At 52.9% G+C, this 23,397-nt stretch carries 22 protein-coding genes; 11 read left to right on the top strand and 11 right to left on the bottom strand.

The window, feature by feature from the left end; translation table 11 throughout:
* Nucleotides 1-48: 48 nt before the first annotated feature.
* The 3 genes from IMCC21906_RS15255 to epmB all read right to left on the bottom strand — a co-directional run bounded on the left by IMCC21906_RS15255 (nucleotide 49) and on the right by epmB (nucleotide 2,927).
* Nucleotides 49-270, bottom strand: coding sequence for a hypothetical protein (locus IMCC21906_RS15255; protein WP_156166063.1), 222 nt, complete (start codon nucleotides 268-270; stop codon nucleotides 49-51).
* Entirely contained in the window at nucleotides 242-1,828 is a 1,587-nt protein-coding gene (locus IMCC21906_RS15250) for a hypothetical protein (RefSeq protein WP_047012875.1), read from the bottom strand. The genes IMCC21906_RS15255 and IMCC21906_RS15250 overlap by 29 nt, the downstream gene beginning before the upstream one ends.
* Nucleotides 1,829-1,916: 88 nt before the next feature.
* Nucleotides 1,917-2,927 (bottom strand): EF-P beta-lysylation protein EpmB, encoded by a 1,011-nt coding sequence (gene epmB / locus IMCC21906_RS15245; RefSeq protein ID WP_047012874.1) that lies wholly within the window; start codon nucleotides 2,925-2,927, stop codon nucleotides 1,917-1,919.
* A 47-nt stretch (nucleotides 2,928-2,974) separates the two neighbouring features.
* On the opposite strand from epmB, the gene efp reads away from it, so the two are divergent.
* The gene (gene efp, locus IMCC21906_RS15240; RefSeq protein ID WP_047013489.1) at nucleotides 2,975-3,544 is read left to right on the top strand and encodes an elongation factor P; all 570 of its coding nucleotides are present in this window, start codon (nucleotides 2,975-2,977) and stop codon (nucleotides 3,542-3,544) included.
* A 1-nt stretch (nucleotide 3,545) separates the two neighbouring features.
* Nucleotides 3,546-4,505 (top strand): EF-P lysine aminoacylase EpmA, encoded by a 960-nt coding sequence (epmA, locus tag IMCC21906_RS15235; RefSeq protein WP_047012873.1) that lies wholly within the window; start codon nucleotides 3,546-3,548, stop codon nucleotides 4,503-4,505.
* A 63-nt stretch (nucleotides 4,506-4,568) separates the two neighbouring features.
* On the opposite strand, the gene IMCC21906_RS15230 is transcribed toward epmA, so the two are convergent.
* From IMCC21906_RS15230 to IMCC21906_RS16470, 3 genes are read right to left on the bottom strand one after another with little or no spacing between them, the layout of a single operon-like run.
* Nucleotides 4,569-5,507, bottom strand: a complete 939-nt coding sequence (locus IMCC21906_RS15230; protein ID WP_047012872.1) for a diguanylate cyclase — start codon at nucleotides 5,505-5,507, stop codon at nucleotides 4,569-4,571.
* A gap of 36 nt (nucleotides 5,508-5,543) precedes the next feature.
* Complete coding sequence (locus IMCC21906_RS15225; RefSeq protein WP_047012871.1) at nucleotides 5,544-5,966, bottom strand: response regulator; 423 nt, start codon at nucleotides 5,964-5,966, stop codon at nucleotides 5,544-5,546.
* Nucleotides 5,935-7,917, bottom strand: coding sequence for an ATP-binding protein (locus IMCC21906_RS16470; RefSeq protein WP_052763572.1), 1,983 nt, complete (start codon nucleotides 7,915-7,917; stop codon nucleotides 5,935-5,937). Before IMCC21906_RS16470 ends, IMCC21906_RS15225 begins: the two co-directional genes overlap by 32 nt.
* 172 nt (nucleotides 7,918-8,089) lie before the next feature.
* Between IMCC21906_RS16470 and IMCC21906_RS15215 the strand changes: the two genes are divergently transcribed.
* Nucleotides 8,090-9,037, top strand: coding sequence for an IS5 family transposase (locus IMCC21906_RS15215; protein WP_047011319.1), 948 nt, complete (start codon nucleotides 8,090-8,092; stop codon nucleotides 9,035-9,037).
* Nucleotides 9,038-9,223: 186 nt separating this feature from the next.
* On the opposite strand, the gene IMCC21906_RS17005 is transcribed toward IMCC21906_RS15215, so the two are convergent.
* The 4 genes from IMCC21906_RS17005 to rsgA form a co-directional block, all read right to left on the bottom strand.
* The gene (locus IMCC21906_RS17005; protein WP_052763571.1) at nucleotides 9,224-10,366 is read right to left on the bottom strand and encodes a PAS domain-containing sensor histidine kinase; all 1,143 of its coding nucleotides are present in this window, start codon (nucleotides 10,364-10,366) and stop codon (nucleotides 9,224-9,226) included.
* Between the two features lie 199 nt (nucleotides 10,367-10,565).
* Nucleotides 10,566-11,426, bottom strand: coding sequence for an archaetidylserine decarboxylase (asd, locus tag IMCC21906_RS15205; protein ID WP_047012870.1), 861 nt, complete (start codon nucleotides 11,424-11,426; stop codon nucleotides 10,566-10,568).
* 43 nt (nucleotides 11,427-11,469) lie between these two features.
* Entirely contained in the window at nucleotides 11,470-12,318 is an 849-nt protein-coding gene (locus IMCC21906_RS15200; protein ID WP_369795799.1) for a sulfurtransferase, read from the bottom strand.
* Nucleotides 12,319-12,475: 157 nt separating this feature from the next.
* Nucleotides 12,476-13,483, bottom strand: coding sequence for a small ribosomal subunit biogenesis GTPase RsgA (gene rsgA, locus IMCC21906_RS15195; protein WP_047012869.1), 1,008 nt, complete (start codon nucleotides 13,481-13,483; stop codon nucleotides 12,476-12,478).
* 186 nt (nucleotides 13,484-13,669) lie between these two features.
* Here rsgA and orn point away from each other — a divergent pair, with 186 nt between their 5' ends.
* Nucleotides 13,670-14,212, top strand: a complete 543-nt coding sequence (gene orn, locus IMCC21906_RS15190; protein ID WP_047012868.1) for an oligoribonuclease — start codon at nucleotides 13,670-13,672, stop codon at nucleotides 14,210-14,212.
* Here orn and queG read toward each other — a convergent pair whose 3' ends face one another.
* Nucleotides 14,213-15,370 carry a tRNA epoxyqueuosine(34) reductase QueG gene (gene queG / locus IMCC21906_RS15185; protein WP_047012867.1) on the bottom strand — a complete coding sequence of 386 codons (1,158 nt, stop codon included), beginning with the start codon at nucleotides 15,368-15,370 and terminating at the stop codon, nucleotides 14,213-14,215. It abuts the gene before it with no gap.
* 66 nt (nucleotides 15,371-15,436) lie between these two features.
* Between queG and IMCC21906_RS15180 the strand changes: the two genes are divergently transcribed.
* The 7 genes from IMCC21906_RS15180 (at nucleotide 15,437) to hflX (ending at nucleotide 23,368) form a co-directional block, all read left to right on the top strand.
* Nucleotides 15,437-17,029 carry an NAD(P)H-hydrate dehydratase gene (locus IMCC21906_RS15180; protein WP_082117569.1) on the top strand — a complete coding sequence of 531 codons (1,593 nt, stop codon included), beginning with the start codon at nucleotides 15,437-15,439 and terminating at the stop codon, nucleotides 17,027-17,029.
* Nucleotides 17,004-17,474: a tRNA (adenosine(37)-N6)-threonylcarbamoyltransferase complex ATPase subunit type 1 TsaE gene (gene tsaE, locus IMCC21906_RS15175; protein WP_047012866.1), complete on the top strand. Its 471-nt coding sequence runs from the start codon at nucleotides 17,004-17,006 to the stop codon at nucleotides 17,472-17,474. The genes IMCC21906_RS15180 and tsaE overlap by 26 nt, the downstream gene beginning before the upstream one ends.
* Nucleotides 17,461-18,801: an N-acetylmuramoyl-L-alanine amidase gene (locus tag IMCC21906_RS15170; protein WP_047012865.1), complete on the top strand. Its 1,341-nt coding sequence runs from the start codon at nucleotides 17,461-17,463 to the stop codon at nucleotides 18,799-18,801. The genes tsaE and IMCC21906_RS15170 overlap by 14 nt, the downstream gene beginning before the upstream one ends.
* Complete coding sequence (gene mutL, locus IMCC21906_RS15165; RefSeq protein WP_047012864.1) at nucleotides 18,801-20,663, top strand: DNA mismatch repair endonuclease MutL; 1,863 nt, start codon at nucleotides 18,801-18,803, stop codon at nucleotides 20,661-20,663. Before IMCC21906_RS15170 ends, mutL begins: the two co-directional genes overlap by 1 nt.
* Before the next feature lie 61 nt (nucleotides 20,664-20,724).
* The gene (miaA, locus tag IMCC21906_RS15160; protein WP_047013484.1) at nucleotides 20,725-21,630 is read left to right on the top strand and encodes a tRNA (adenosine(37)-N6)-dimethylallyltransferase MiaA; all 906 of its coding nucleotides are present in this window, start codon (nucleotides 20,725-20,727) and stop codon (nucleotides 21,628-21,630) included.
* 154 nt (nucleotides 21,631-21,784) lie between these two features.
* A complete protein-coding gene (hfq, locus tag IMCC21906_RS15155; RefSeq protein ID WP_047012863.1) occupies nucleotides 21,785-22,039 on the top strand; it encodes an RNA chaperone Hfq in 255 nt (84 codons plus the stop codon).
* Nucleotides 22,040-22,072: 33 nt separating this feature from the next.
* Entirely contained in the window at nucleotides 22,073-23,368 is a 1,296-nt protein-coding gene (gene hflX, locus IMCC21906_RS15150) for a ribosome rescue GTPase HflX (RefSeq protein ID WP_047012862.1), read from the top strand.
* Nucleotides 23,369-23,397: the final 29 nt, after the last annotated feature.

The following is a 23,397-nucleotide window of genomic DNA, read 5'->3' as shown; positions in this document are numbered from 1 at the left end:
GTTTGTGAATCATGTGATATGACTGAACGCCTAAGTATGGAGAAGGAGCTATAAAATCTCCCAAACCTCCTGAAAATCGTTGTTTAGACGTTCCTTGTCGTTGCTTTCTTTGCGAGCGGGTTTGTTGGATTTTATTTCATCAAACTCAAATGCCTTGAAGGCATTGCTTTCTTCAACCAGTTTCGTCAGCTTGATTCGCATGACATGACCGGGACGGACAAGCTCAATAGTTTGTCCGGATTTAAAGGTGGAGAGCGCGGCCATTAACACCGTGCCATCCAGTTTTTGCTTGCCGCCAAATAGCAAGTGCGGCGCGTTGGTAGTCGGTAATCGGCTGTCCGGCATTGAGTACCCGCGCGCTGTACGGTGTGGCGGTGGTCGCCAATATTTCTGCCCCAACCTGAGAGTGGTCTTCGTTTCGTAGCCAGCGCACCACCGCCAGACTCCACTCGGGAATGTCCGCACTTTTCACCGCCATCAGTTCGCCATTGCGGACCTTCAGATTGGGTGCCGGGTCCCATTGGATACGATAACCGCTATCACTGATATCCAGAATACGTGAGTCAACGTAGCTGTAGTGGGCTTTTATCCCGCGCTTTTTGGTATTGCTGCTGGGCAAGCTGTACTCAATGGTTTCAATCGTGTGGGTAGGTACTTTGTAATCAATCCCTGTTTGAGCATAAGCCCTTGTTTTTTGCTCATGTGGGTCTGTGTCTGGCACGCCAGCCCAAGGGTCAATCGGTACGTGCTCCAAAAAAGGGTCTGGACAGGCAGTGGCTTCTTTGCTGTTTAGCTTAAACGTCTCAAAAACTTCTTCTCTGGCAATATAGTAGTGGCTGGCGCTGATGCCCACCGCAACTTTGGCCAGGATATTACAAGGTTGGCGGTCAGAAACCCGGTCGGCGGCTTCGCTCCAAGCCAATATAACTCGCTCTTGCAGCAACGGGGGAATAGACGGGGCTTTGCTGAATAACGACGATTCGCCATCCTGCTTGGTCAGCGGCCGGGTATCCATGCCTAGCCAGCCTTCGGTAGGCGCACGGTTGATTAACTCACGATATTGCGGCGCACTGTCTTGTTTGGGATCGAGTAAGAATGCACAGCTTTCTAAACGTTCGCCGCGTAGCTCAACCAAATTACTCATGCGAGAAAGTGCAATAAATAACTCGCTCAGATAGCGTTGCGGCAGTTGGTGGGGGCGGCTGGTGGATAATAACAGGGCGCGTAAATAAGCGTCGTTAACGTTGCCTGATCCGTACAAGGGGTCGTTGGTTTTGTGTTTTAAAACTTTTTGTATGAGGCCTTGCTGATAAAAATAATGCAGTTTTTGCCAGTAACCGCTGCTAGGCGAGCGGTGGAGTTGATAAGTGCGCAGCAAAATGCGGCTGTATTCAGTAATGAGTCGATGCAGGGCCCGAGATAATGCCTCAGTTGGCTTCAGTAGCCGTGATTCCTGTAGCAAAGCTTTGAACGACAGGGCATAACCGGTTGCCAGCTGGGCGTTTAGTGTATTGGCCAGAGAGACTATTTTCTCGACCTTTTCGGGAATGTTAAGAGGTTTGCTTAAGTAGTGCTGTGCTAGCCCCTGAATAGCTTGGTGGACGTCAGGTCGGAGTGTTTCAAGGATTTCCAGCCGCTCTTTGCCTTTGCACTTGACTTGATTGAGTTCTGATGTGGCTTGATAGAGCTGCCGCGTGGCTTCGCCCAAGTTTGCTCTGGGCACGGTTTGTAGCCAAGCTCGGGCTGCGTTGGCGTTTGTGGCGAACAGGCTGTGCTTGTCCCTGCTTGCTTCAGGGAGCGGAATCGCTGTGTCTGATTTTCCGGTCATCTTCTTCCGCCGTCTTGCTACTTTACTGAGATGTTATGACATCAATACACAATTATGAGCTAAGTATATGTTTTTACGCGGTTCAATGTCAGAGCGCAATAGGGGTTTTGCTCGTCTTTCCGGGTTCTTCACGAACTAAACGAGGAACCAGGTAGCCCGGCAAACTTGCCCGTAATGCGGTCAGCAGCTCGATGCCCCGCGCTTCACTGACCTCAAAATGGGCTGCCCCCGTCACTTTATCCAACAGGTGTATGTAATAAGGCAAGACGTTTTGGCTGAACAGCTTGCGCATTAAACTCCCGAGTGCCGCGGCGTTATCGTTGATGTTAGCCAACAGTACGCTTTGATTTAGCAGGCTAACACCGTTGCTTGTCAGCAGACGGAATGCAGAAGCGGTGGCGTCATCAAGCTCATTGGCATGGTTGCAGTGCACTACCATCACCGTTTGTAACCGGGTCGCGGTGAGGATGTCGACCAGCTCCGGGGTGATTCGAGCGGGCATCACCAGCGGCAGCCGGGTATGCAGACGCAGGGTGGTGAGCTGCGGGATTTGCGCGAGGCGCTCGATGAGCTGTTGAAGGGCGCGGTCATTGGCCACCAGTGGATCGCCGCCGCTGAGAATAACCTCGCTGACATCGGGGCGTTGGGCAATATAGTCAATGGCGTGCTGCCAGTCCTGTTGGCCGGGGATATTGTCTTGATAGGGAAAGCTGCGGCGGAAGCAGTAGCGACAGTTGATGGCGCAAGCCGGACTGGTGATCAGCAATACCCGGCTCGGATATTTATGAATAAGGCCGGGGACGGGGTTGGCGGTTTTTTCTTCCAACGGGTCATCACTGTAACCGGGTTGGGGCAGGGCTTCTTGACCTTGGGGTAAAACTTGCAACAGTAGCGGGTCCTGCCAGTTGCCCTTGGTCATTTTAGCCACAAAGGCTTCGGGTACTCGCAGAGGGAATTGTTTCAGGGCGGCGGCTAACTCTGGTTCGGCCTCGCTTTTTAGCTCTAACCGCCGCATCAGTTCCTGCGGGTCGCGAATCAGATGTCGCATTTGCTGTTGCCACGTTTCGGTCTGCCAAATTGATGCGTTAACGGGTATCATTGTGGCCTTTTAAAATCACGGTTATCGACGCTGTCGCTGAGGAACATATGGCCAACTATTCTACCAATGATTTTCGTTCGGGGCTCAAAGTAATGCTCGATGGCGAGCCTTGCTCGATTCTGGACAATGAGTTTGTAAAACCGGGCAAAGGCCAAGCCTTTAACCGGGTTAAATTGCGCAACCTGAATTCTGGCCGAGTTTGGGAGCGCACGTTCAAGTCCGGTGAATCACTGGAAGGCGCGGACGTTATGGATCAGGAGATGGAATATCTCTATACCGATGGCGAGTTTTACCATTTTATGGATCCCGCCACTTTTGAGCAGGTTCAAGCCGATAGCAAAGCGGTGAGCGACGCGGTTAACTGGCTGAAAGAGCAAGATGTTTTTACCGTAACCTTATACAACGGCGCGCCCTTGTCGGTGACGCCGCCGAATTTTGTTGAGCTTGAAATTGTAGAAACCGACCCCGGCCTGAAAGGTGATACCGCCCAAGGTGGCACCAAGCCTGCGCATTTGAGCACGGGCGCCGTGGTAAAGGTACCGCTGTTTATCAACCAAGGTGAGGTGATTAAAGTCGATACCCGCAGCGGCGAATATGTCAGCCGGGTGAAAAGCTGAGGTGAGTTCTTGGCGGCCTACGGCTGACTTGGATTCGCTGAAAAAAAGGGCGCAACTGCTTTCGCAGCTGCGCCTTTTTTTCGCCGATAAGGGGGTGATGGAGGTGGAGACGCCACTGCTGGCCTCGGCACCGGTAACCGACCCCAATATCGAGGCCATTGCCGCGACTCGGCCCAATGGCGAAGGCGAGATGTATTTGCAAACCTCGCCGGAATACGCCATGAAACGTCTGCTGGCAGCGGGGAGTGGGCCTGTTTATCAAATTTGCAAAGCGTTTCGGCAGGGGGAGCGAGGGCGGCGCCACAACCCTGAATTTACCATGCTGGAATGGTATCGGCCGGGCTTGGGATTGACTGCGCTAATGGACGAGGTGGCTGCGGTGATCTCGCTGGCACTGGGCAGTGCGCCGCCGGTCGAAAAGATCAGTTATCAGCAGGCCTTTATCAACTATTGTGGTATCGACCCCTTCACCGCTGAGGCTTCTCGTTTGCAGGAAGTGGCCGAGCAACATCTTGAACTCAGTTTTAGTAGTGAAGATCGGGATATGTGGTTGCAGCTGCTGATGTCTACCGTGGTGGAACCTGCTCTGAAGCGCAATGCCATCAGTTTTATTTACGACTTTCCGGCATCTCAGGCTGCGCTGGCAAAGGTAGAGGTCGATGCCTCAGGCCAAGCTGTTGCCCGTCGCTTTGAAGCATTTTATGGCGGCATGGAGCTGGCAAATGCCTATGACGAGCTGCAAGATGCCAGCGAATTTGTGCGTCGTATCAGCCTTGATCACCAACGCCGGGATGCGGCAGGGCAGCATCGCCCGGCCATTGACCGCCAATTGTTGAAGGCGATGCAGGCAGGCTTGCCGGACTGTGTGGGAGTGGCAATGGGTTTAGATCGTTTGGTGATGTTGGCCTGTGGGGCCAGCCGTATTGATGAGGTTATTGCCTTCCCGCTGGAGCGGGCTTAGCCAGGCTGTTGTGGCCTTGAGCCGGGCAGGGCAAGTTTGTTAAACGCGGGGTACTCTACTGTATTAGCCGCTGGCTTGTGAGGCCTGCTGGGCAACGACCTTGTTACGGCCCTGCTGTTTCGCGTCGTAAAGTGCCTTGTCAGCCCGTGCAAATGTGCCTTCAATATTGATGTCGCTATCTGTAAATTGGGCGACCCCCGCGGACACTCTGATCTGGAGCTTCTCGTTGTTGCCAATGTCGATGTTGAAAGACTCCAGCGCAAGACGAAAGCGTTTTGCTACATCGGTGGCGTTATCTAGCGAGGTGTCAGGCAATAAAAAGACAAACTCTTCTCCCCCTGTCCGGGCAAGAAAGTCGCTGGCGCGCATAAACTGGCTGGCATAGTTTGCAAAGGCCTTGAGGACGAGGTCACCAATAATATGCCCGTACTGGTCGTTGACCTTTTTAAAGTGATCTATATCCAGCGTAATAAGGCTAAGAGGGCGTTGTTGTCGCCGTGCCCGGTCGACTTCGTGGGCGGCAGTTTCTTCAAGATGGCGGCGGTTAGCCAGTTCGGTTAAAGGGTCTATTCTCGATAGTCGTTCAAGTTCTTTATTGGCTTTGGTCAGGGCCTTGGTTTTGTATTGCAGTTCAAGGTGCAGGCGAATACGCGCTTGTACTATGTCTGGCTGGAAGGGCTTGTGAATAAAATCCACGGCCCCATCACTCAGTGCGCGTACTTCTGCATCGGGGGTGTTCAGGCCGGTAATAAAAATGACGGGCACTGGATCGTCGGCATAAAGTTCTTGTATTGCCTCTAACACTTGGTAGCCGTCCATTCTTGGCATAACAACATCCAGCAAGATCAAATCGGGCCGCAGGGCTTTCATCAGCTCAATGGCGCGCTCACCATTATGGGCGACTTCCGTCTCATAGTGGTTTGCGAGCAACAGCAACATTAAAGTGGCGCTGGATTGCTCATCTTCAACAATCAATATTGTCGGGCGAGTGGAGTCGCTCATTTACACGTGCTCAATGGCGGTGGCTTGACGTTTTGATCAGCTGTCTTTGACACATTCTGGGAAAACATCTGCCAATAATTTGCTTAGTTTATCGTGGTCTAAAGGCTTGTTCTCAAAGTTTTTAACACAGTCGTAGTCTGAGGCCTTGCTCCGGTCGTCGGGGTTAAGTGAGGTGGTTAGCATGGCAATCACGGCTCCCGCTTTGCACTCCGGGGCGATGTTTTCGTAGGCCTCAAGAAATTCCCAGCCATCCATGCGGGGCATGTTGATGTCCAAAAAGATAATTTCTGGTCGTGGGTATTCACCATCAATTTTCTTGGTGAGGTACTCCATGGCTTCCTGGCCGTCGTGCACCTCAGCAATGTGCTCGGTAAATCCATAGCTTTCAATCACCATTCGATGCAGGTAATTGGTTGCTATGTCATCGTCAACCAGCAGGATTGATTTCAACTTTTTCACTCTTTGGCTCCTTGAGTATAAACAGGAAGCAGCTGCCGCTGCCGTCGGTGTGACTGGCTTCAACCCAGATTTTGCCGCCGTGAAGTTCCACGACCTTTTTGCAATGGGCTAAGCCGATACCGGTTCCTGCGTACTCTTGTTTAGTGTGCAGGCGTTTAAATACGCCAAATATTTTATCTCTATACTCTTCTGCAATGCCAATACCATTATCTGATATGGCGAATTGCCAGCCATCGACTACGGCTTGTGACGAAATAGTTATCTTGGGGGTGATACCGGGCCTGGAAAATTTTAAGGCGTTGGCCAGCAGGTTTTGAAACAGCAAGCGCAGCTCAGTCTCGTAGCCTGTTAATACGGGCAGTTCATCGATCTGCAAAATGGCGCCACTGTGTTCAATGGCTTTGGCGAGGTCTTGTTGAACCGAGTGGATTAATTCACTGAGGTTAACGACTTGGGGGGCGCTTTTTACCCCTATGCGGCCGTAGTCCAACAGGTCTTTGACCAGTGTTTCCATCCTGCTGCCCGCATCATCGACAAACTTGAGCATGGTACGACCCTGGTCGTCATAGAGCTGATCGTATTGCTGGGACAGTACCGTAATAAAACTGCGAATGGTGCGCAGGGGCTCCTGCAGATCGTGGGAGGCAATATAGGTAAATTGCTGTAGTTCCTGGTTGGCTTTGTTAAGAAGGTCGATTTTGTCTTCCAGAGATTTTTGCGCTTGGATCTTGGCGCTAATCTCTACTTCAAGCTGGTGTTGTTGCTCGGTCAGGTTGGAATAAACCCGGTCAAATTCTTGTGCCAGCTGTTGAACCTCTAGGGGGGCTTTGCCAGGTATTGCGCCCATGAGGTTTTGCCGCTGGTCTTTCGCCAATTTGTCTGACATGCGGCGGATGGGGGTGGTGATGCGGCGGGTAATGTAGATGCACAGCAGCACCGTGAACAATATCACTGCGGCTAAAATAAATAGGGTTTGTCGAATGACCGAGTCTCGCACACTGACGGCATCGTCGTTGTGGCTGGCTATTGCCAAATACAATTGGGTTTGGTTAAGGGGTTTTTGACCGTAACTCAGAGGTAACACAGTAAGGCGCTGTTGGTCGAAAACATGCACTCGATTGGCGCTGAGATTTTGCTCCGTCAGGGCAAAGTCATCAAAAAAGCTACGTTTAGGAGCGGTGGCGTGGGTGATGGCTATAGCCTGATTGGAATGGAAAAGATAGCGACCATTGCTGTCGATCAACATCACGCTGCGATTTCCGGCCAAAGAGGCCATCTCTTCAAGTGCTTGGGCCAGTCCCAGGTTAATCACCAGAACACCATAGGCTTGGCTGGTATCTTGGGGTTGAAAAACGGGGGTGGCAACGCGAATAACCAGCTCACGAGGTTCTGTAATTTTGCCGTTTTCCCGATTCAGTTCGATCTTGGAGAGGTAGTGCTCGTCTGCAGCAAGGCTGATGGTGTCAGTAAAGTATTGTCTGCCCCCTTTGTTTTGCAGCTTGGAATTGGGAACTCGTTGGATGCGGCCGCCTTCGTTATAGCGGTCTACCCGGACACGTTCTTGCCCAGTGTTATGAATAAGGCGCACTTGGGAGAGGGCGGGGTTGGCGCGTAACATGCCGGTAAATAATTGCGCTAGTCGCGCCTCCCAATCCTTAAGTTCATGGGCGTATTGAGCCTCGGTTTCTGCTCGAATGACCCCTTCCAGCGCAGGAAAGCCGCTGGCTTGGCGGGCATCAATGGGTAATTTTTGTATCACATTTTGAAATTGCTGGGAGAGTTTTTCAGCCTCGGTAAGCAATAAGCGATCGTCTTTGTTGTGGAGTTCCTGGTCCAGTGCGATATAGGTAGTGGCCAAGATCAGCAGATTACTGGCAATCAGCAGTAGCAGTATTGGAACCAGAATTTGCGGAAAAATTCTTCGCAGCCGCTTAACGGGGGGAGGGCTCACATTTTTCCTCATGGTTACCGGAAGTCTTTGTTATTGAAGGGCTTGTCAGTGTGGCGTCACAGCTTTTTGTGCTGAGGGCTGCCGCAGCACAATACCTGGAACTAGGGAACCTCTGCACAACCTCGAAAATTTGAGATAATTTCGTGATGACCCATTTCAACCGGAATATAGCATGAGCCAACTGACTTTCGCCGAAGCCGAATACCAAAACAAGAAGCGCAAGACGCGGCGGGAGCTGTTCCTCGAGAAAATGGATGGCTTGATTCCCTGGGCCAAGCTGGAGAAGAAGCTCCGCAAGCACTATCCCAAGGGTGAGAACGGGAATCCGCCGTACCCGCTGGCGATAATGCTTCGGGTTCACTGCCTGCAGCTGTTCTACAACCTCAGTGATCCGGCGATGGAGGATGCCCTGTACGAGATCGAGTCGATGCGCCGCTTTGCCGGGCTCCGTTTGTCTGATCGGCTACCGGATGAAAGCACCATTCTCCGCTTCCGTCATTTTTTAGAACGCTACAAATTGGGCAAAGTGATCTTCGATACCGTGAGCGCCCAGCTGCGCCAGCAGGGTCTGATGATGCGTGAAGGCACCATTGTTGATGCCACGATTATCGCCGCGCCCAGCTCAACCAAGAATCAGGACGGGGAGCGGGATCCGGAGATGCACCAGACAAAGAAAGGCAATGAATGGCACTTTGGCATGAAGATGCATATTGGCGTGGATGACCGGGACGGCTTGATTCACAGCATCGAGACCACAGCCGCGAATGTGCATGATCTCACTGCGGCAGATCAGCTTCTTCACGGAGAAGAGCAGCGGGTCTGGGGTGATGCGGGTTATACCGGCATCCATAAGCGAGATGAGTTTAAAGATCGGGATGTCGATTGGCGTATCGCGCTACGCCCCGGCACCCGGCGCAAGCTGGCTGACCAGCTACAGGAAATGCTGGAGGGAATAAAGGCCAGCGTGCGTGCGAAAGTCGAGCATCCGTTCCGGACGATCAAACAGCAGTTTGGTTATGGGAAGGTTCGCTACCGTGGACTGGCGAAAAACACCAATCGCCTGTATGTCCTCTCGGCGTTTACCAACCTGCTGAGAGCGGAGAAATATCTGCCTTCGTAGGGAAGGTGCGCCTGTAATCAGCCAAATGGCTGGTTACAGGCCGGGAAAAGCTGAGAATCACCGCGGCCCAAGAAACTAACGCGTATTTTTAGCGGTATTTTTATGAACGAGGGAGGTTGTGCAGACCTTCCCTAGGTTGCTATGATTGTGAGCATGGCAACAAGTAGGGCGCTGCAGATACTACTATCAGGGTTTGGCAATGGTAAAGCTGAATATGGCGCCGCAGTTTTCGGCGGACTCGAGTTTTAGCGTTCCCCCCAAACGTGAGACCGCTTTTTTGCAAAAACTCAGACCTAAACCTGAGCCGGCGATTTCATGATTGGCGTGCAGGCGTTTTAAAAATTCAAATATCTTTTCGTGGTGTTGCGGGGCAATGCCTAGCCCGTTGTCGATAACGGTAACCTGCCAGTGGCTGGGAGTCTCACCCAGGCCGATATTGATCTGGGGCGCCACCTCGGGTTTGCGGTATTTAAGCGCGTTTTGAACCAAATTGTAGAGTACTTGGGTGCAAAGGACTTTGGTCGCGGTAATGTCGCCATCGCTGTCCAGCGTAATGTGGCCGTTGCTTTGACTAATATCTTGTTGCAGGTCTTGCTTGACAGTTTCAAGCAGGGCACCCAGTGAAAAGGTTTCGGAATCGGATTCCAGGCCGTCTACCACGGCTATATTATGCAGGCCATCAATCACGGTGATCATACGGCTCATGGTATCGGTCATTTGGGACAGCAAGGTTTTAGCCATCGGGTCCAGCCCGGCGCTGAAATTTTCTTCAATCAATTTCAGGCCCAAACCGGCATTGCCAATGGGGCCTTTTAAGTCGTGGGAAATAGCGTAGCTGTATTTGAGCAGCTCATCGTTTTTCTCCGCCAGTCGGAGTTCGGCCAGCTTTAATTCGGTGACATCGGTGTGAGCGCCTAACATGCGTAGGGGGCGGCCATTGTCATCTCGTACCGCCATGCCCCGACAGCGAATCCATACGGTGGAACCGTTGCGATGGCGGTAGCGCACAATTTGATCGTAAGGATGGTCGGGGTTTTGGCAATGTTCTTTAAAGTTGACCAGTGCCGTCGCCAGATCTTCTTGAAAAATAATGTCTTGCCACTCGCTGGCAAGATGGGCCTTTTCTGACGGGGCGTAGCCCAGAGTTTCCCAGAATCGGGGGCTCATCCATTCGTTTTCCGGTTTTTCAATATCCCAGTACCAAAGGCCATCCAGCGAGCCAGATTGAATAAATTCAAAGATGCCAGGGTCTTGCTGAATCAGCGTATAAAGCTCATTTTTTAAGTAATTTTGCTGAGCATCAGGCTTTGTGGTGAGTGGGGCATTCATTACAGTATCCTTGGCATCCCGTGGTTAATAAACCGGTAGTTAAGGGATGTGCAATAGACTAATGCTACTGAGAATAATCGCTGCTCGCCGTTTGGGGGATAGGTTTTTATACCTAAATTATCTTTAAGGACGCAAGGTAAGCCAGAAGGCTTGCCTATGCAGAGATGGGTCACGGCCCTCTCTCTGCGGCAGCTAGGGTTTAAGCGCTGACGATTTTGTGTGATCCCAGTGGTTCTCCAAGCCGGGTGGGGCTGAGGGGGCCAAATTGCGACGCCCACTCTACTTGATCTTTGCCAAATAAGAGGATGACGGTGGACCCCAGTTTGAAACGACCCATTTCTTCACCTTTTTTGAGACTGACCGCTTCTTGGCGAGGGTAATGCTGGGTGCTGATTTGCCGGGGTGGGGGGGCAATTTGTCCTGTCCAGACAGTTTCGATGCCAGCCACAATCATGGCGCCGACCAGGATCACCGCCATTGGCCCGGCGTCGGTATCAAACACGCTGATTAGACGTTCGTTGCGGGCAAAGAGATTGGCGACATTATCGGCGGTAGTTTGGTTAACTGAAAACAATTGGCCGGGGACATAGGTACTGCTGCGAAGCTCGCCGTCCAGGGGCATATGCACACGGTGATAGTCTTTGGGTGACAGGTAAATGGTGGCAAAGTGGCCGTCGATAAATTGTGCGGCCATTGCCTGGTCACCGGCCAAGAGTTGATTGAGGGAATAGTCTTGGCCTTTGGCTTGTAAAATGCGTCCTGCAGAAATTTTGCCCAACTGACTGACAACGCCGTCGGCGGGGCAGGCAATATCGTGACTGCCTTCCGCAATGGGCCGCGCGCCTTCTTTTAATGCCCGGGTAAAAAACGCATTAAAGTTGCTGTATAGCTCTGGGTCGGGCTCGGCGGCCTCGCTCATGTCGACGCCGTAGTGGCGGATAAAGCGTTTGATCAGGGCGTTTTTCAGCCACGGCGTGGTGCACTCGGCCAAGCGCCCCACCAGCCGGGATAAGCATTGTTGTGGCAGTAAATATTGAAAAATAATAAAAACAATTTTCACCTGTTGTCCTTTTTATCGTGGTTGCTGAGAGGTTTTATTTCACTCAAGGCTGTTGCGCACTGCTGCGGTGGTCTGCCCCGGTTTCTATTGGGGTGTCGTTGCGATTGCCCCATTCACCCCAAGAGCCGTGGTAGCCCTTGATGTTGGGGTAGCCGAGGATTTTCATTAGCAAATAGCTTAGCCCAGACCGGTGATGGGTTTGGCAGTGGGTAATAATCGATTTATCTTTGCTCAGCCCCAGTTCGTTCAGCCGTGTCTGCAGGCTGCTTAACTCTTTTAGACGCATATTGTTTTCTTTGTCGATGAGCTCCAGCCAATCGAGGTTGATGGCACCGGGGATATGGCCACCATGGGCGGCAAAAACTTTTTCGCCTCGGTACTCTTCTGGGGAGCGGGCGTCCCATATCCGCAATTGGGGGTTATCGAGCATGGCGATAAAATCTTCAATCTCGGCGACGGGGGTGGTGTCCAGGGCAATTTCGATGTCGCTGGGCTTGGGGTCTGCGGCGACCTGCTGGACGGGGTGATTTTCTTCTACCCAGGCGTGTAAGCCGCCATTGAGGTAGCTGTAGTGTTTGTGACCGATGGCGTCTAATGTCCAAATGAGTCGTCCTGCCCAGCCGCCACCTTCGTCGTCGTAGGCGATAACATGGCTGTCGGGGGTTAAGCCCACCCGTTGAAACAGCGATTGTAGCGCGGCTTTAGTTGGCAGTTTGCCTACGGCGGGCTTAACGCCAGATTGCAGTTCTGAAGGGGCGATATGCACCGCACCGGGAATATGGTGGCGGGCATAGTTTTCTGCACTGCAGACATCAATTATCAGCAGGCCGGGCTCGCGGAGGAGCTCGTTGAGTTGATCTGCTTCAATAAGGAGTGGCAAGTTATCCATCATATTTCTGCCTTTACATATCTGCTTGCTAGATTGAGTTTGCTGCTGCGCTGCTAAACTGGATGATGACTGATTGTATCAGCAACAATGCTGTGGAGCAGCGCGCCGGGTGTGATTATTGGACCACGTTTACGCTGGTTTTATCAGTTTTTGCGAGGGTTTAATCCTCTAAACTCTGCACAATTTGACGGTAACTGGCGAGCCTGCGTTCATCCACTTGCCCTGATTCTGCTGCTGCTATCAGCGCGCAGCCGGGCTCATGCTCGTGCTTGCAGTCGCGAAATCGGCAGCGAGCGATAAAAGGGCTGAACTCGACGAAGCCACTGGCAATATCCTCGCGCTGTAAATTCCACAGTGCAAACTCCCTGATGCCAGGGGAATCGATAAGGCAGCCACCCTCGGGAAAATGAAACAAGCGGGCGGTGGTGGTGGTGTGTCGGCCTTTGTGAGTACCTTCAGATAGGGCGCCGACTCGCGTATCGGTGCCGGGGAGCAGGCTGTTGACCAAAGATGATTTGCCCACGCCAGATTGGCCGACAAATACGCTGACTTGATCTTTGAGATGAGTCTTGAGCTGATAGAGACCGTCTTCTGTTTTGGTGGAGGCGCGAACCACCGGGTAGCCAATGTCTTGGTAACGTTTAAGGAGCTCGTCGAGCATTTGCCGATTGCTGTCGTCAATCAGGTCGTATTTGTTTAGCACCAACATCGGCGCAATGCCGGTATTTTCTGCTGCGACCAAATAGCGATCAATCAGATTGCCGTGGGGGAGAGGCCGGGCGGCGAACACAATTAAAATTTTGTTGATGTTGGCGGCAACCGGTTTGAGCTTGCCGTGGTTGTCTGGTCGAGACAGTAAGGAGTTGCGCTCCCTTCGGGCTTCAACTGCTCCAGTGGGGTTGCCCTCTCGCCATACTACTTCGTCCCCCGTCACAAGGTCGCCCACCTGGCTGCGCACATGGCAACGCTGGCTCTGGCCGTCGCGGCCTTCAACTTCTACCTGCTGGCCAAAGTGGCTGACAATCAGGCCGTATTGCTCTTCGCCCAGCTTGCCTTCACCAATGGCATCTTCAATTTGGTTTTGGCGGCGGGTGGCGCGCTCGCTGCGTTCGGCCTGAATTTTCTCGATGCGCCAGCGCTGTTGTCGGCTTATTTTGCGTTTGCTCATTAGGACTCTCTGTAACCGTGGCGGCTAGTTTACTGCAGGGAAGGTGGTACTACCCAGTGCCAATTGTGTGTTTGCAGTCAATTGTGATGTTGGCTGCAGGTGAAGTGAGTGCGGCGAGGCTGATACAATTGGCAATTGTTCGGGGCCGGTGGTCGGTTCTGGCGATCAAGATAGAGTGGGTGGGGCATGTCCAAAAAGAAGAATTTAATCTGGATCGATCTGGAAATGACGGGTTTGGATACCCAGAACGATCATATTATTGAAATTGCCACCGTGGTCACCGATGCCGATTTGAATGTGCTGGCCGAGGGGCCGGTGTTGGCCATTCACCAGCCCGACGAGGTGTTGGCGGGGATGGATGAATGGAATACGAAGCAGCATGGCAGTTCTGGCTTGACCAAGCGGGTGCAAGAAACCTGCATTACTGCCGCAGAAGCTGAGCGCCTTACGTTGACCTTTTTAGATAAGTACAGCGAGCCAGGCGCGTCACCCATGTGTGGCAACAGCATTTGTCAGGACCGCCGCTTTATGGCCCGGGAGATGCCTCAGCTTGAAGCGTATTTCCATTACCGCAATTTGGATGTCAGCAGCCTCAAAGAGCTGGTCAAGCGTTGGCAGCCCCAGTTGATGAATGGTTTGCAGAAAAATGCTACCCATTTGGCGCTGGACGATGTTCATGATTCGATTAATGAGTTGAAGTATTACCGCGAGCATTTTTTGCAGGTGTAATCAGGCCTGATGCGGGGTCTTCAGTGAGTCAGCTTTTTGTTGTTGGCATTGAAGGGCCCAGTCAAAGTGCTCGGCCAGCATTGCGTTCGTGTCGGTCGTGTTATTTGTAGCGTCATAGGCTGTGGCGTCCTGATGGCAAGTATCAAGCTCGTTGCGGCGCTGTTGCAAGGCGTTAACGATATTGGCCTGATACGTCGCATTGCCCAGGCCCACCGATAAATTCCGCAGCCAGCGAGCATAACCAATTCTGCGAATGGCCGAGCCTTCGGTGTTGCGTAAAAACTCTTCTTCAGTCCACATAAATAAACTTAGCAAATCGCTGTTGTCCAGTTGGTGCCGGGGGGCAAAGTCGGTTTCTGCGGTGGGTTGGGCAAATTTATTCCATGGACAGACGAGTTGGCAATCGTCGCAGCCAAAGACGCGGTTGCCCATTGGCGCCCGGAATTCTTCGGGGATGGCCTCTTTTAATTCAATAGTGAGATAAGAAATACAGCGCCGGGCATCCACCTGATATGGGGCCACAATGGCCGCAGTGGGGCAATCTTGCAGGCAGGCGGTGCAGCTACCGCAATGGCCGCTTGGCTGGGGCGGGTCGACAGGTAGCGGAATGTCGGTGTAAATCTCGCCCAGAAAAAACCATGACCCCGCTTTGCTGTTGATCAGCATGCTGTTTTTGCCTATCCAGCCCAGTCCGGCTTGTTCGGCAAAGCCGCGCTCTAATACCGGGGCGCTATCCACAAAGGCGCGGTGCTGGCCGCCGCCTTCGGCTTGCAGTTTTTGGGCAAGTTGAGACAGGCGTTTACGGATTAGCTTGTGGTAATCCCGGCCCAGGGCATAACGAGAGATATAGGCTTTTTCTGGGGTGTTGAGAATCGCTTCGGTCGCGGCGGCGTCGGGCAGATAATCCATTCTGGCACTGATGACTCTCACGGTCCCCGGTAATAGTTCTGCGGGGTTGGCTCGCAGGGCTTCGCGGTTGGCCATATAGTGCATTTCGCCATGAAAGTCTTTGGCGAGCCAGTCCCGGAGTCGCTCGGCATGATGGACCGGATCAGCCAAGGTGATACCTAAATGGGCAAACCCCAGTTCTTTGGCCCAGTCTTTTAGCGACTGGGCCAGCGTGTCTAGCTCGGCATTGTGGTCTGTTTCATCTTTCATTAGCTTACGTCAGCGCCTTGGCGCGTTATCATGTGGGGGTATTTTACACTCTGGGATAGCTTGTGTATGTCACAGAACATTTTGGCTGAAATTGCCATGCCTACGTCACTGTATCGCGGTGCGCAGATACGACGGCTTGAGGCTCTGGCCATAGATAGTGGTATTGCCGGGATAGAGTTAATGACCCGAGCAGGGCAGGCTGCTTTTCAGTACTTGGAGGACCGCTGGCCAGAAAAAGCCCCCATCGAAATATTTTGTGGAGGCGGCAACAACGGCGGTGATGGTTATGTGCTGGCCGCGCTGGTGGCTGAAAGTGGTGTGCCCGTTAAAGTGTGGGCCATGACGGATAATGTAAAAGGCGACGCCTTGTCTGCCCGGCAATGGGCTGAGCGGCAGGGTGTGGAAATCCAGCCCTGGCAGGGAGCGACGTTGTCGCCGCAGTCGCTGGTGGTGGATGCTTTGTTGGGCATTGGTTTGTCCGGTTCGCTGCGGCAGGAATACGCCGAGGTGATTGCGATGATTAACGCCAGTGGCGCGCCGGTATTGGCTATCGATATTCCCTCTGGGCTGTGTTGCGATACGGGCCGTACCTTGGGTGACGCTATTCACGCCACTGCGACCCTGACCTTTGTCGGTTTAAAGCAGGGGCTGTATACCGGCGAGGCGGTGGATTATGTTGGCGATCTGCTGTTGAACCAAATTGATTTACCTGGGGAGCTTTATAAGCAGATTGAACCTGCGTCTTATCGGGTGAGTCCGGTGAAATTGATGGCGTCTTTGGGTACGCGTTCCAAACTGTCTCACAAAGGCAGTTTTGGCCATGTTCTGGTGATTGGTGGTGATAAAGGCATGGCGGGGGCGGTGTTATTGGCCGCCTCGGCAGCAGCCCGGAGTGGTGCGGGTTTGGTGAGTTGTGCGACTCGGGCAGAACATTTGCCGGCGTTTTGTGCGGCCAGGCCAGAAGTGATGGCGTTGGGCGTCGAATCTGGGGTAGATTTGGCGCCATTGTTAGCGCGTTGCTCGGTCGTGGTTATTGGCCCCGGTTTGGGCACCGATGCTTGGGGTGCAGAATTACTTAAGGCGGCATTGGCGGCGAATAAACCTACCCTGCTAGATGCCGATGCCTTAAACCTGTTGGCGCAGGATCCTTCTTTAAATGTGTCCGCTGATACTTGCCGTGTGCTTACACCCCATCCGGGTGAGGCAGGGCGGCTTTTGGGTGAGTCCACTGAAGCGATTCAACATGATCGTTTTACGGCAGTGGCGAAACTTCAAGAACGCTACCAGGCGACGGTGTTGCTCAAAGGGCCTGGCACTTTGATTGCGGGCGCTGGGATTGTAGGCCGCGGGATTGCAGACGCTGGAATGACCGGTGCTGGCAATGAGGATGCTGGCAATGAGGATGCTGCAATCTTTGTGAGTCAGGGCGGCAACCCCGGTATGGCAAGCGGCGGTATGGGGGATATCCTGTCCGGTGTGATTGGGGCGCTAATGGCTCAGGGGATGAAAGGCACAGAGGCAAGCTGCCTGGGGGCGTCGTTACATGCACAGGCTGGAGATATTGCTGCAGAATTGGGCGGCGAGCGAGGCCTGTTGGCGATGGATGTGGTCGATAAATTACAAATGGTGGTGAATGGACGTTCGCTGGAATCTCGCTGATGAGTCGGCAACCGTAGCCGCGGGGGGCAAGCTGGCCGGTGCTTGCCCAATGGGTGCCATGATTTATTTAGACGGTGACTTGGGTGCAGGGAAAACCACGTTTTGTCGCGGCTTTTTAACGGCGCTGGGTCATCAAGGTGCCGTTAAGAGTCCAACCTATACCCTCGTTGAACCCTACAGCTTAGCTGGGGTCTCGGTATATCACTTTGATCTTTACCGGCTGGGCGATGCTGAGGAACTGGAGTATATGGGCATACGGGATTATTTTGACGGCCAGAGCATTTGTCTGGTGGAGTGGCCCGAGCGCGGCAGAGGCGTTTTGCCAACGGCCGATTTAATGGTTAGCATTGTTCAGCAAGGTGGGGGCCGTCTTTTGAGTCTGCAAACGCAGAGTGACACCGGGCGGCAAATTCTTGCGCAATTGAGCCAATATGAAACCAAGTAAACTGCTGGCCTTAGTGCTAGCCCAGTGTTGCCTGCTTTTGTTTACTGCCTTGGCGCAGGCTGCAGAAGTCCGCGATGTTCGCTTTTGGCGGGCACCGGACCACAGCCGGGTGGTCTTTGACCTCAGTGGTCCGGTTCAGCATGAAGTCATTAGCCTCAGCAATCCCGATCGTCTCGTTGTCGATATCAGTCAGGCCTCTTTAGGCTCGGTGGATACGGCCGCCTTGAATTTTGAAGGCAGCCCCATTCAAAAACTGCGTTACGCCAGCAAGCCTGATGGCCGTTTGCGGATGGTGTTTGATTTAAGCGCCAGTGTTCAGGCCCGAAGCTTTTTTTTGGCAGCCAATGCCGGGTTGCACGACCGTCTTGTTATCGATTTTTTGGATCGGGAGGGCGAGACTGAAATTGAGCGGGTGGTGAAAAGTGTCGACAGTAGCGCCCGACGTGATGTGGTGATTGCTATTGATGCCGGTCATGGCGGTGAAGACCCCGGTGCGATAGGGCCGGGTCGCTTGCGGGAAAAGGACGTTGTTCTGCAGATTGCCAATAAACTGAAAGCCAAGTTCGAAGCTAAAAAAGGCTATCAGGTGGTGATGATTCGTAAAAGTGATTACTACGTGGGCTTGGCCAAACGCCGGGACTTGGCCCGCAAGGCCCAGGCCGACTTTTTTGTATCGATTCACGCCGATGCCTTTACCAGCCCTCAAGCGAACGGTAGCTCGGTATACGCGCTCTCTAAAAGCGGAGCCACTAGCGCCACGGCGCGGATTTTGGCCAAGCGAGAGAATGAATCAGATTTGGTTGGCGGTGTGAGCTTGTCCGATAAAGATCATGTGCTGGCGGGGGTGTTGACCGACCTTTCGATGACCGCAACCTTGGATGCTAGCCTCAGTGTGGGCGCTGAGATGCTGGGGGAAATGGGCAAAATTTCTCGACTGCATAGTCGCCGGGTTGAGCAGGCGGGCTTTGCGGTGTTGAAGTCGCCGGATATTCCGTCATTGTTGGTTGAGACCGGATTTATTTCAAACCCAACAGAAGCCAGTCGTTTAAAAACGGCTAATTATCAGTACAAAATGGCCCAAGCCATTTATCACGGCATTGATCGTTACTTCCGCGACAGCCCGCCGCCCGATACCTATTTTGCCGCTGTAAAACGCGGTGAAGTGAGTGCCCCTGCGGTGCCGGAAGATTATATTATTGCCAGAGGTGACACCCTGTCCGGGATCGCCCAGCGCTACAAAATCTCCCTGGGTGAGCTGCTTCGCCATAATCAAATGTCTAATACCCAGATTCGGGTTGGCCAAAAAATTCAGATACCTGCTTCGTAATGACTAAAATTCGTTTGTTAGATCCTCGGCTGGCTAACCAAATTGCCGCCGGTGAGGTGGTTGAACGGCCAGCCTCTGTGGTTAAAGAGTTATTGGAAAACGCCTTGGATGCCGGGGGTAGCCGGGTCGATATCGAGGTGGAAGATGGCGGCATCAAGTTGATTCGCTGCCGGGACGATGGTGAGGGCATTGGTAAAGAGGATTTACCTTTGGCGTTGAGCCGTCATGCCACCAGTAAAATTTCTGCTTTAGAAGACCTGGAAGCCGTTGCCAGTTTGGGCTTCAGGGGGGAGGCGCTGGCCAGTATTAGCTCCGTGTCTCGCTTAAGTTTAAGCACGGCGCAAGAGGGTGATGCTGCCGGTTGGTGTGCCCGTAGCGAGGGGCGGGATATGGCGGCGGTCGTCGAACCTGTTGCCCACCCCAGAGGCACCACGGTTGAGGTGCGGGATTTGTTTTTTAACACCCCGGCCCGACGCAAGTTTTTGCGTACTGAAAAAACCGAGTTTGGTCATCTTGAAGAAGTGGTTAAGCGTCAAGCGCTGGGGCGTTTTGAGGTGGGCTTTAGTCTGCGCCATAACGGCAAGGCTGTGCACAGTTTAAAACCAGCCCATAATCAATTGGAGCAAGAGCGGCGTCTGGCATCGGTATGTGGCCCGGCGTTTATGGAAAATGCCTTGTTCATTGATCGAAAAGTGATGGGGCTACGGCTTTGGGGCTGGGTCGCCTTACCGAGTTTTTCGCGCAGTCAGGCTGATTTACAGCATTTTTACGTTAATGGTCGTTATATTAAAGACCGGCTGGTGGCCCACGCTGTGCGCCAAGCCTACCGCGATGTGCTGTTTCATGGCCGCCATCCCGCCTTTGTTTTATATCTTGAACTGGCGCCCGCCTCGGTGGATGTCAATGTGCACCCCACCAAGCATGAAGTTCGGTTTCGGGATGGTCGCGTAGTTCATGATTTTATCTTTCGCACTCTGCATCAGGTCTTGGCAGATGTGCGCCCAGAAGATACTACCCAGCAGGCTAATTTGGCTGAGCCAGACCAATTGGAGCGACCCTCGCCAGCATTTCAGTCAGCGATGCCATTAGCTTCTCATGAGCAGGTTTCTCTTGGGCGGGCTGCCCCTGAACCGGGAGTTGGCGGCAATGCTGCGCCCCAATATTTCTCTCAGGGCGCGCCGGGTTCGTCGCAACAAGTTAGAGAGCAGGTTTCTGCGTATCAGCGCTTGCAGAGCCGTTCTAGCCTGGACGTTGCCGCGATGCCGGAAGAGGCAGAGATTCCCCCGCTGGGTTATGCCCTCGCACAATTAAAAGGTGTGTATATTTTGGCGGAAAATGCCAATGGCTTGGTTATGGTCGATATGCACGCTGCCCATGAACGGATTACCTACGAGCGTATGAAATTGGCCAAAGATGGTGAGGGCATTCGTAGCCAACCGCTGCTGGTGCCAATGAGCATTGCGGTAAGCCATCGCGAGGCGGATTGTGCCGAGCAGCATCAGCACGTGTTTAGTGAGTTTGGCTTAGGCTTGCAGCGAGTGTCTGAAGAAGCCCTGATCGTGCGGGAAGTGCCGGTGATGCTGGCCAATAGTCAAGTGGAGCAGTTAGTGCGTGATGTGCTTTCGGATTTGCTGGAATACGGCACCACCGACCGAATTCGGGAGCACAGCAATGAGATTTTATCCACCATGGCGTGCCACGGTTCGGTGCGGGCCAATCGCCGATTAACGATTCCTGAAATGAACGGTTTGCTTCGCGATATGGAGGCGACAGAGCGCAGCGGTCAGTGTAATCATGGTCGTCCCACCTGGGTTCAGGTGGGCATGTCTGAATTAGATAAGTGGTTTTTGCGTGGTCAGTAACGGCCGCGCTCAGAATACGGCCAACCATAGCGCTGAAGATTTACCCGCGGCGATTTTTTTGATGGGCCCCACCGCTTCGGGCAAAACGGATTTGGCCATAGCTCTTAGTGAGACACTTCCCTGTGAATTGATCAGCGTCGACTCCGCCTTGGTTTATCGCGGCTTGGATATTGGCAGTGCCAAACCCGACCCTGAAACCCTGGCTCAATATCCCCACGCATTGGTGGATATTTGTGATCCCAGTGACGCTTATTCAGCGGCCAATTTCCGGCGGGATGCCTTGGCGGAAATGGCGCGCATCAGCCGGGCGGGAAAAATTCCACTCTTGGTGGGTGGCACTATGCTGTACTTCAAAGCGCTATTGGAGGGCTTGGCAGATATGCCTTCGGCTGATTTATCGGTACGGGAAGACATTAATGCATTAGCCTTGCGAGAAGGTTGGCCCGCCGTTCATGCTCAATTGGCGGAGGTCGACCCTGACAGTGCCGCGCGTATTCACCCCAATCATTCGCAGCGCTTAAGCCGGGCTTTGGAAGTGTATCGCGTCAGCGGCAAAACCATGAGCCAGCTGCAAGCGGAGCAGGCCGAAAGCGTGTTGCCTTACCGGGTTTATCAATTTGCGATTGCCCCCGGTGAGCGTGCAGAGCTGCATCGGCGCATAGAGCTGCGGTTGCAGCAGATGTTTGAAGCGGGTTTTGAAAATGAGGTTAAGGGGTTGATGGCCCGAGGGGATCTTCATGCAGATCTGCCAGCCATTCGGGCTGTGGGTTATCGGCAAGTCTGGCAATATTTGCAGGGTGACTATGATCGAGACACCGCTGTTGAAAAAGCATTGGTTGCAAGTCGGCAGTTGGCTAAGCGGCAGCTCACCTGGTTGCGGGGATGGCCACAATTGCAGTGGATAAACAGTGAATTGCCAAAAGAACAACAGATAAATGCGGTGATCGGTGAAATGTCGCTGCCGTAAGGCTAGAACTTGAGTTATACTTTTTTGTCTTAGCTCGGCTGGTCCATGTTACAAGGCCACAACAAGCGCCTATTTGATTGCATATTCTAGAAGCGCTGATTTATTTTAATACGACTTTATTTAACGCCCGATTTGGGCACAAGGAGGCTACACCATGTCAAAAGGGCACAGCTTACAAGACCCTTATCTGAATATTCTTCGCAAGGAGCGTATTCCGGTTTCCATCTATTTGGTAAACGGTATTAAATTACAGGGCCAGGTTGAGTCATTTGATCAGTTTGTCGTGCTGTTGAAAAATACAGTCAGCCAGATGGTATATAAGCATGCCATCTCTACCGTTGTTCCTTCTCGCGTTGTTCGTCTGCCAATGGCACATCCGCCAGAAGACGACGAGCAAGAAGAAGTATAAATCTGAATAGTTTTCGTTTATTGAGGTTCGTCCTTGCTATTTGAAAGACCTGATTCTGGTGAGCGCGCAGTTCTCGTGCACCTGGATCTAAACAGTGAAGACGAGCGCGAAGATGCCAACGAGTTTGTGCAGCTGGTCACCTCTGCAGGGGGTGATCCGGTTGCCTTCATCACTGGCAAGCGTCAGCATCCCGATTCGCGTCTGTTTGTCGGTTCCGGCAAACTCGAAGAAATCCGCAGTGCCTTGGCCGATAACGATGGCCAATTGGTGTTGTTTAATCATGCCCTTTCCCCCAGTCAAGAGCGCAATGTTGAGCAAGAGCTCAAATGCCGAGTGCTCGACCGTACCGGGCTTATTTTAGATATTTTTGCCCAGCGGGCGCGTACCCACGAAGGTAAGCTTCAAGTGGAGCTGGCCCAGCTGGAGCATATGTCGACTCGGCTGATTCGGGGCTGGACTCACCTTGAGCGGCAAAAAGGTGGTATCGGTTTACGGGGCCCGGGTGAAACTCAGCTTGAAACTGACCGCCGTTTGCTCCGGGCCAGAATTAAAAGCATTCAAGCGCGCTTACAAAAAGTGCGTAAGCAACGGGATCAAGCCCGTCGAGCCCGGCGTCGGGCAGATGTGCCCGCTGTTTCACTTGTTGGTTATACCAATGCGGGTAAATCTACGCTATTCAATACCCTTACCGAGTCTGAGGTTTATGCCGCCGACCAGCTGTTTGCGACATTGGATCCAACGGTTCGACGTATTCCTATTACCGATGTTGGGCCTGTTGTGCTGGCGGATACGGTGGGCTTTATTCGCCATCTTCCGCACAAGCTAGTAGAAGCATTTAGAGCAACCTTGGAAGAGGCGGTGCAGTCAGACTTGCTGGTTCATGTTGTGGATGCGGCAGACCCTGAACGACAGGAAAACGCCCGGCAGGTGATGTCTGTGCTGACTGAGATCGGCGCCGACGCTATTCCCATGCTTGAGGTGTATAACAAAACAGACTTGATGGGGGTTGAGCCTCGGATCGACAGAGATGACGAAGGCAAGCCAATCCGCGTTTGGCTTTCTGCCCGTCGTCAGCAAGGGTTGCAGCTGCTTGAGCAGGCCTTGACTGAGTTGCTTTGTGCAGAAGTGGTCGAAACCGATATTCGCCTCAGCCCCAAACAGGGACGCTTGCGGGCAAAACTGTATAATTTAAATGCGGTTCAAAATGAAGAAGCCGACGTTAATGGTGGCGTAAAGCTCCATGTTAGGTTGCCTGCGGTGGATTGGCAGCGTTTTCTGGCGGCGGAGTCAGTGCACGAAGAAGATTTACTGCTGGGCGCAGACGCTTAGCAGGGCTGGGGAAATCTGCTAGACTCCCG

This window comes from Spongiibacter sp. IMCC21906 (assembly GCF_001010805.1).
In the GTDB taxonomy this organism is placed as follows: Bacteria; Pseudomonadota; Gammaproteobacteria; order Pseudomonadales; family Spongiibacteraceae; genus Spongiibacter.
The sequence above is the reverse complement of the archived record's forward strand: the minus strand, read 5'-3'. Positions and strand labels throughout refer to the sequence as shown.

What these genes read in the sequence shown, in the direction of transcription:
- IMCC21906_RS15250 (WP_047012875.1), bottom strand. Translation starts at nt 1,828, where the DNA reads ATGACCGGAAAATCAGACACAGCGATTCCGCTCCCTGAAGCAAGCAGG.
- queG (WP_047012867.1), bottom strand. Translation starts at nt 15,370, where the DNA reads ATGAAAGATGAAACAGACCACAATGCCGAGCTAGACACGCTGGCCCAG.
- orn (WP_047012868.1), top strand. Translation starts at nt 13,670, where the DNA reads ATGTCCAAAAAGAAGAATTTAATCTGGATCGATCTGGAAATGACGGGT.
- IMCC21906_RS15200 (WP_369795799.1), bottom strand. Translation starts at nt 12,318, where the DNA reads ATGATGGATAACTTGCCACTCCTTATTGAAGCAGATCAACTCAACGAG.
- mutL (WP_047012864.1), top strand. Translation starts at nt 18,801, where the DNA reads ATGACTAAAATTCGTTTGTTAGATCCTCGGCTGGCTAACCAAATTGCC.
- IMCC21906_RS17005 (WP_052763571.1), bottom strand. Translation starts at nt 10,366, where the DNA reads ATGAATGCCCCACTCACCACAAAGCCTGATGCTCAGCAAAATTACTTA.
- IMCC21906_RS15215 (WP_047011319.1), top strand. Translation starts at nt 8,090, where the DNA reads ATGAGCCAACTGACTTTCGCCGAAGCCGAATACCAAAACAAGAAGCGC.
- epmB (WP_047012874.1), bottom strand. Translation starts at nt 2,927, where the DNA reads ATGATACCCGTTAACGCATCAATTTGGCAGACCGAAACGTGGCAACAG.
- rsgA (WP_047012869.1), bottom strand. Translation starts at nt 13,483, where the DNA reads ATGAGCAAACGCAAAATAAGCCGACAACAGCGCTGGCGCATCGAGAAA.
- IMCC21906_RS15180 (WP_082117569.1), top strand. Translation starts at nt 15,437, where the DNA reads ATGTCACAGAACATTTTGGCTGAAATTGCCATGCCTACGTCACTGTAT.
- hfq (WP_047012863.1), top strand. Translation starts at nt 21,785, where the DNA reads ATGTCAAAAGGGCACAGCTTACAAGACCCTTATCTGAATATTCTTCGC.
- efp (WP_047013489.1), top strand. Translation starts at nt 2,975, where the DNA reads ATGGCCAACTATTCTACCAATGATTTTCGTTCGGGGCTCAAAGTAATG.
- tsaE (WP_047012866.1), top strand. Translation starts at nt 17,004, where the DNA reads ATGGACGTTCGCTGGAATCTCGCTGATGAGTCGGCAACCGTAGCCGCG.
- IMCC21906_RS15230 (WP_047012872.1), bottom strand. Translation starts at nt 5,507, where the DNA reads ATGAGCGACTCCACTCGCCCGACAATATTGATTGTTGAAGATGAGCAA.
- miaA (WP_047013484.1), top strand. Translation starts at nt 20,725, where the DNA reads ATGGGCCCCACCGCTTCGGGCAAAACGGATTTGGCCATAGCTCTTAGT.
- IMCC21906_RS15170 (WP_047012865.1), top strand. Translation starts at nt 17,461, where the DNA reads ATGAAACCAAGTAAACTGCTGGCCTTAGTGCTAGCCCAGTGTTGCCTG.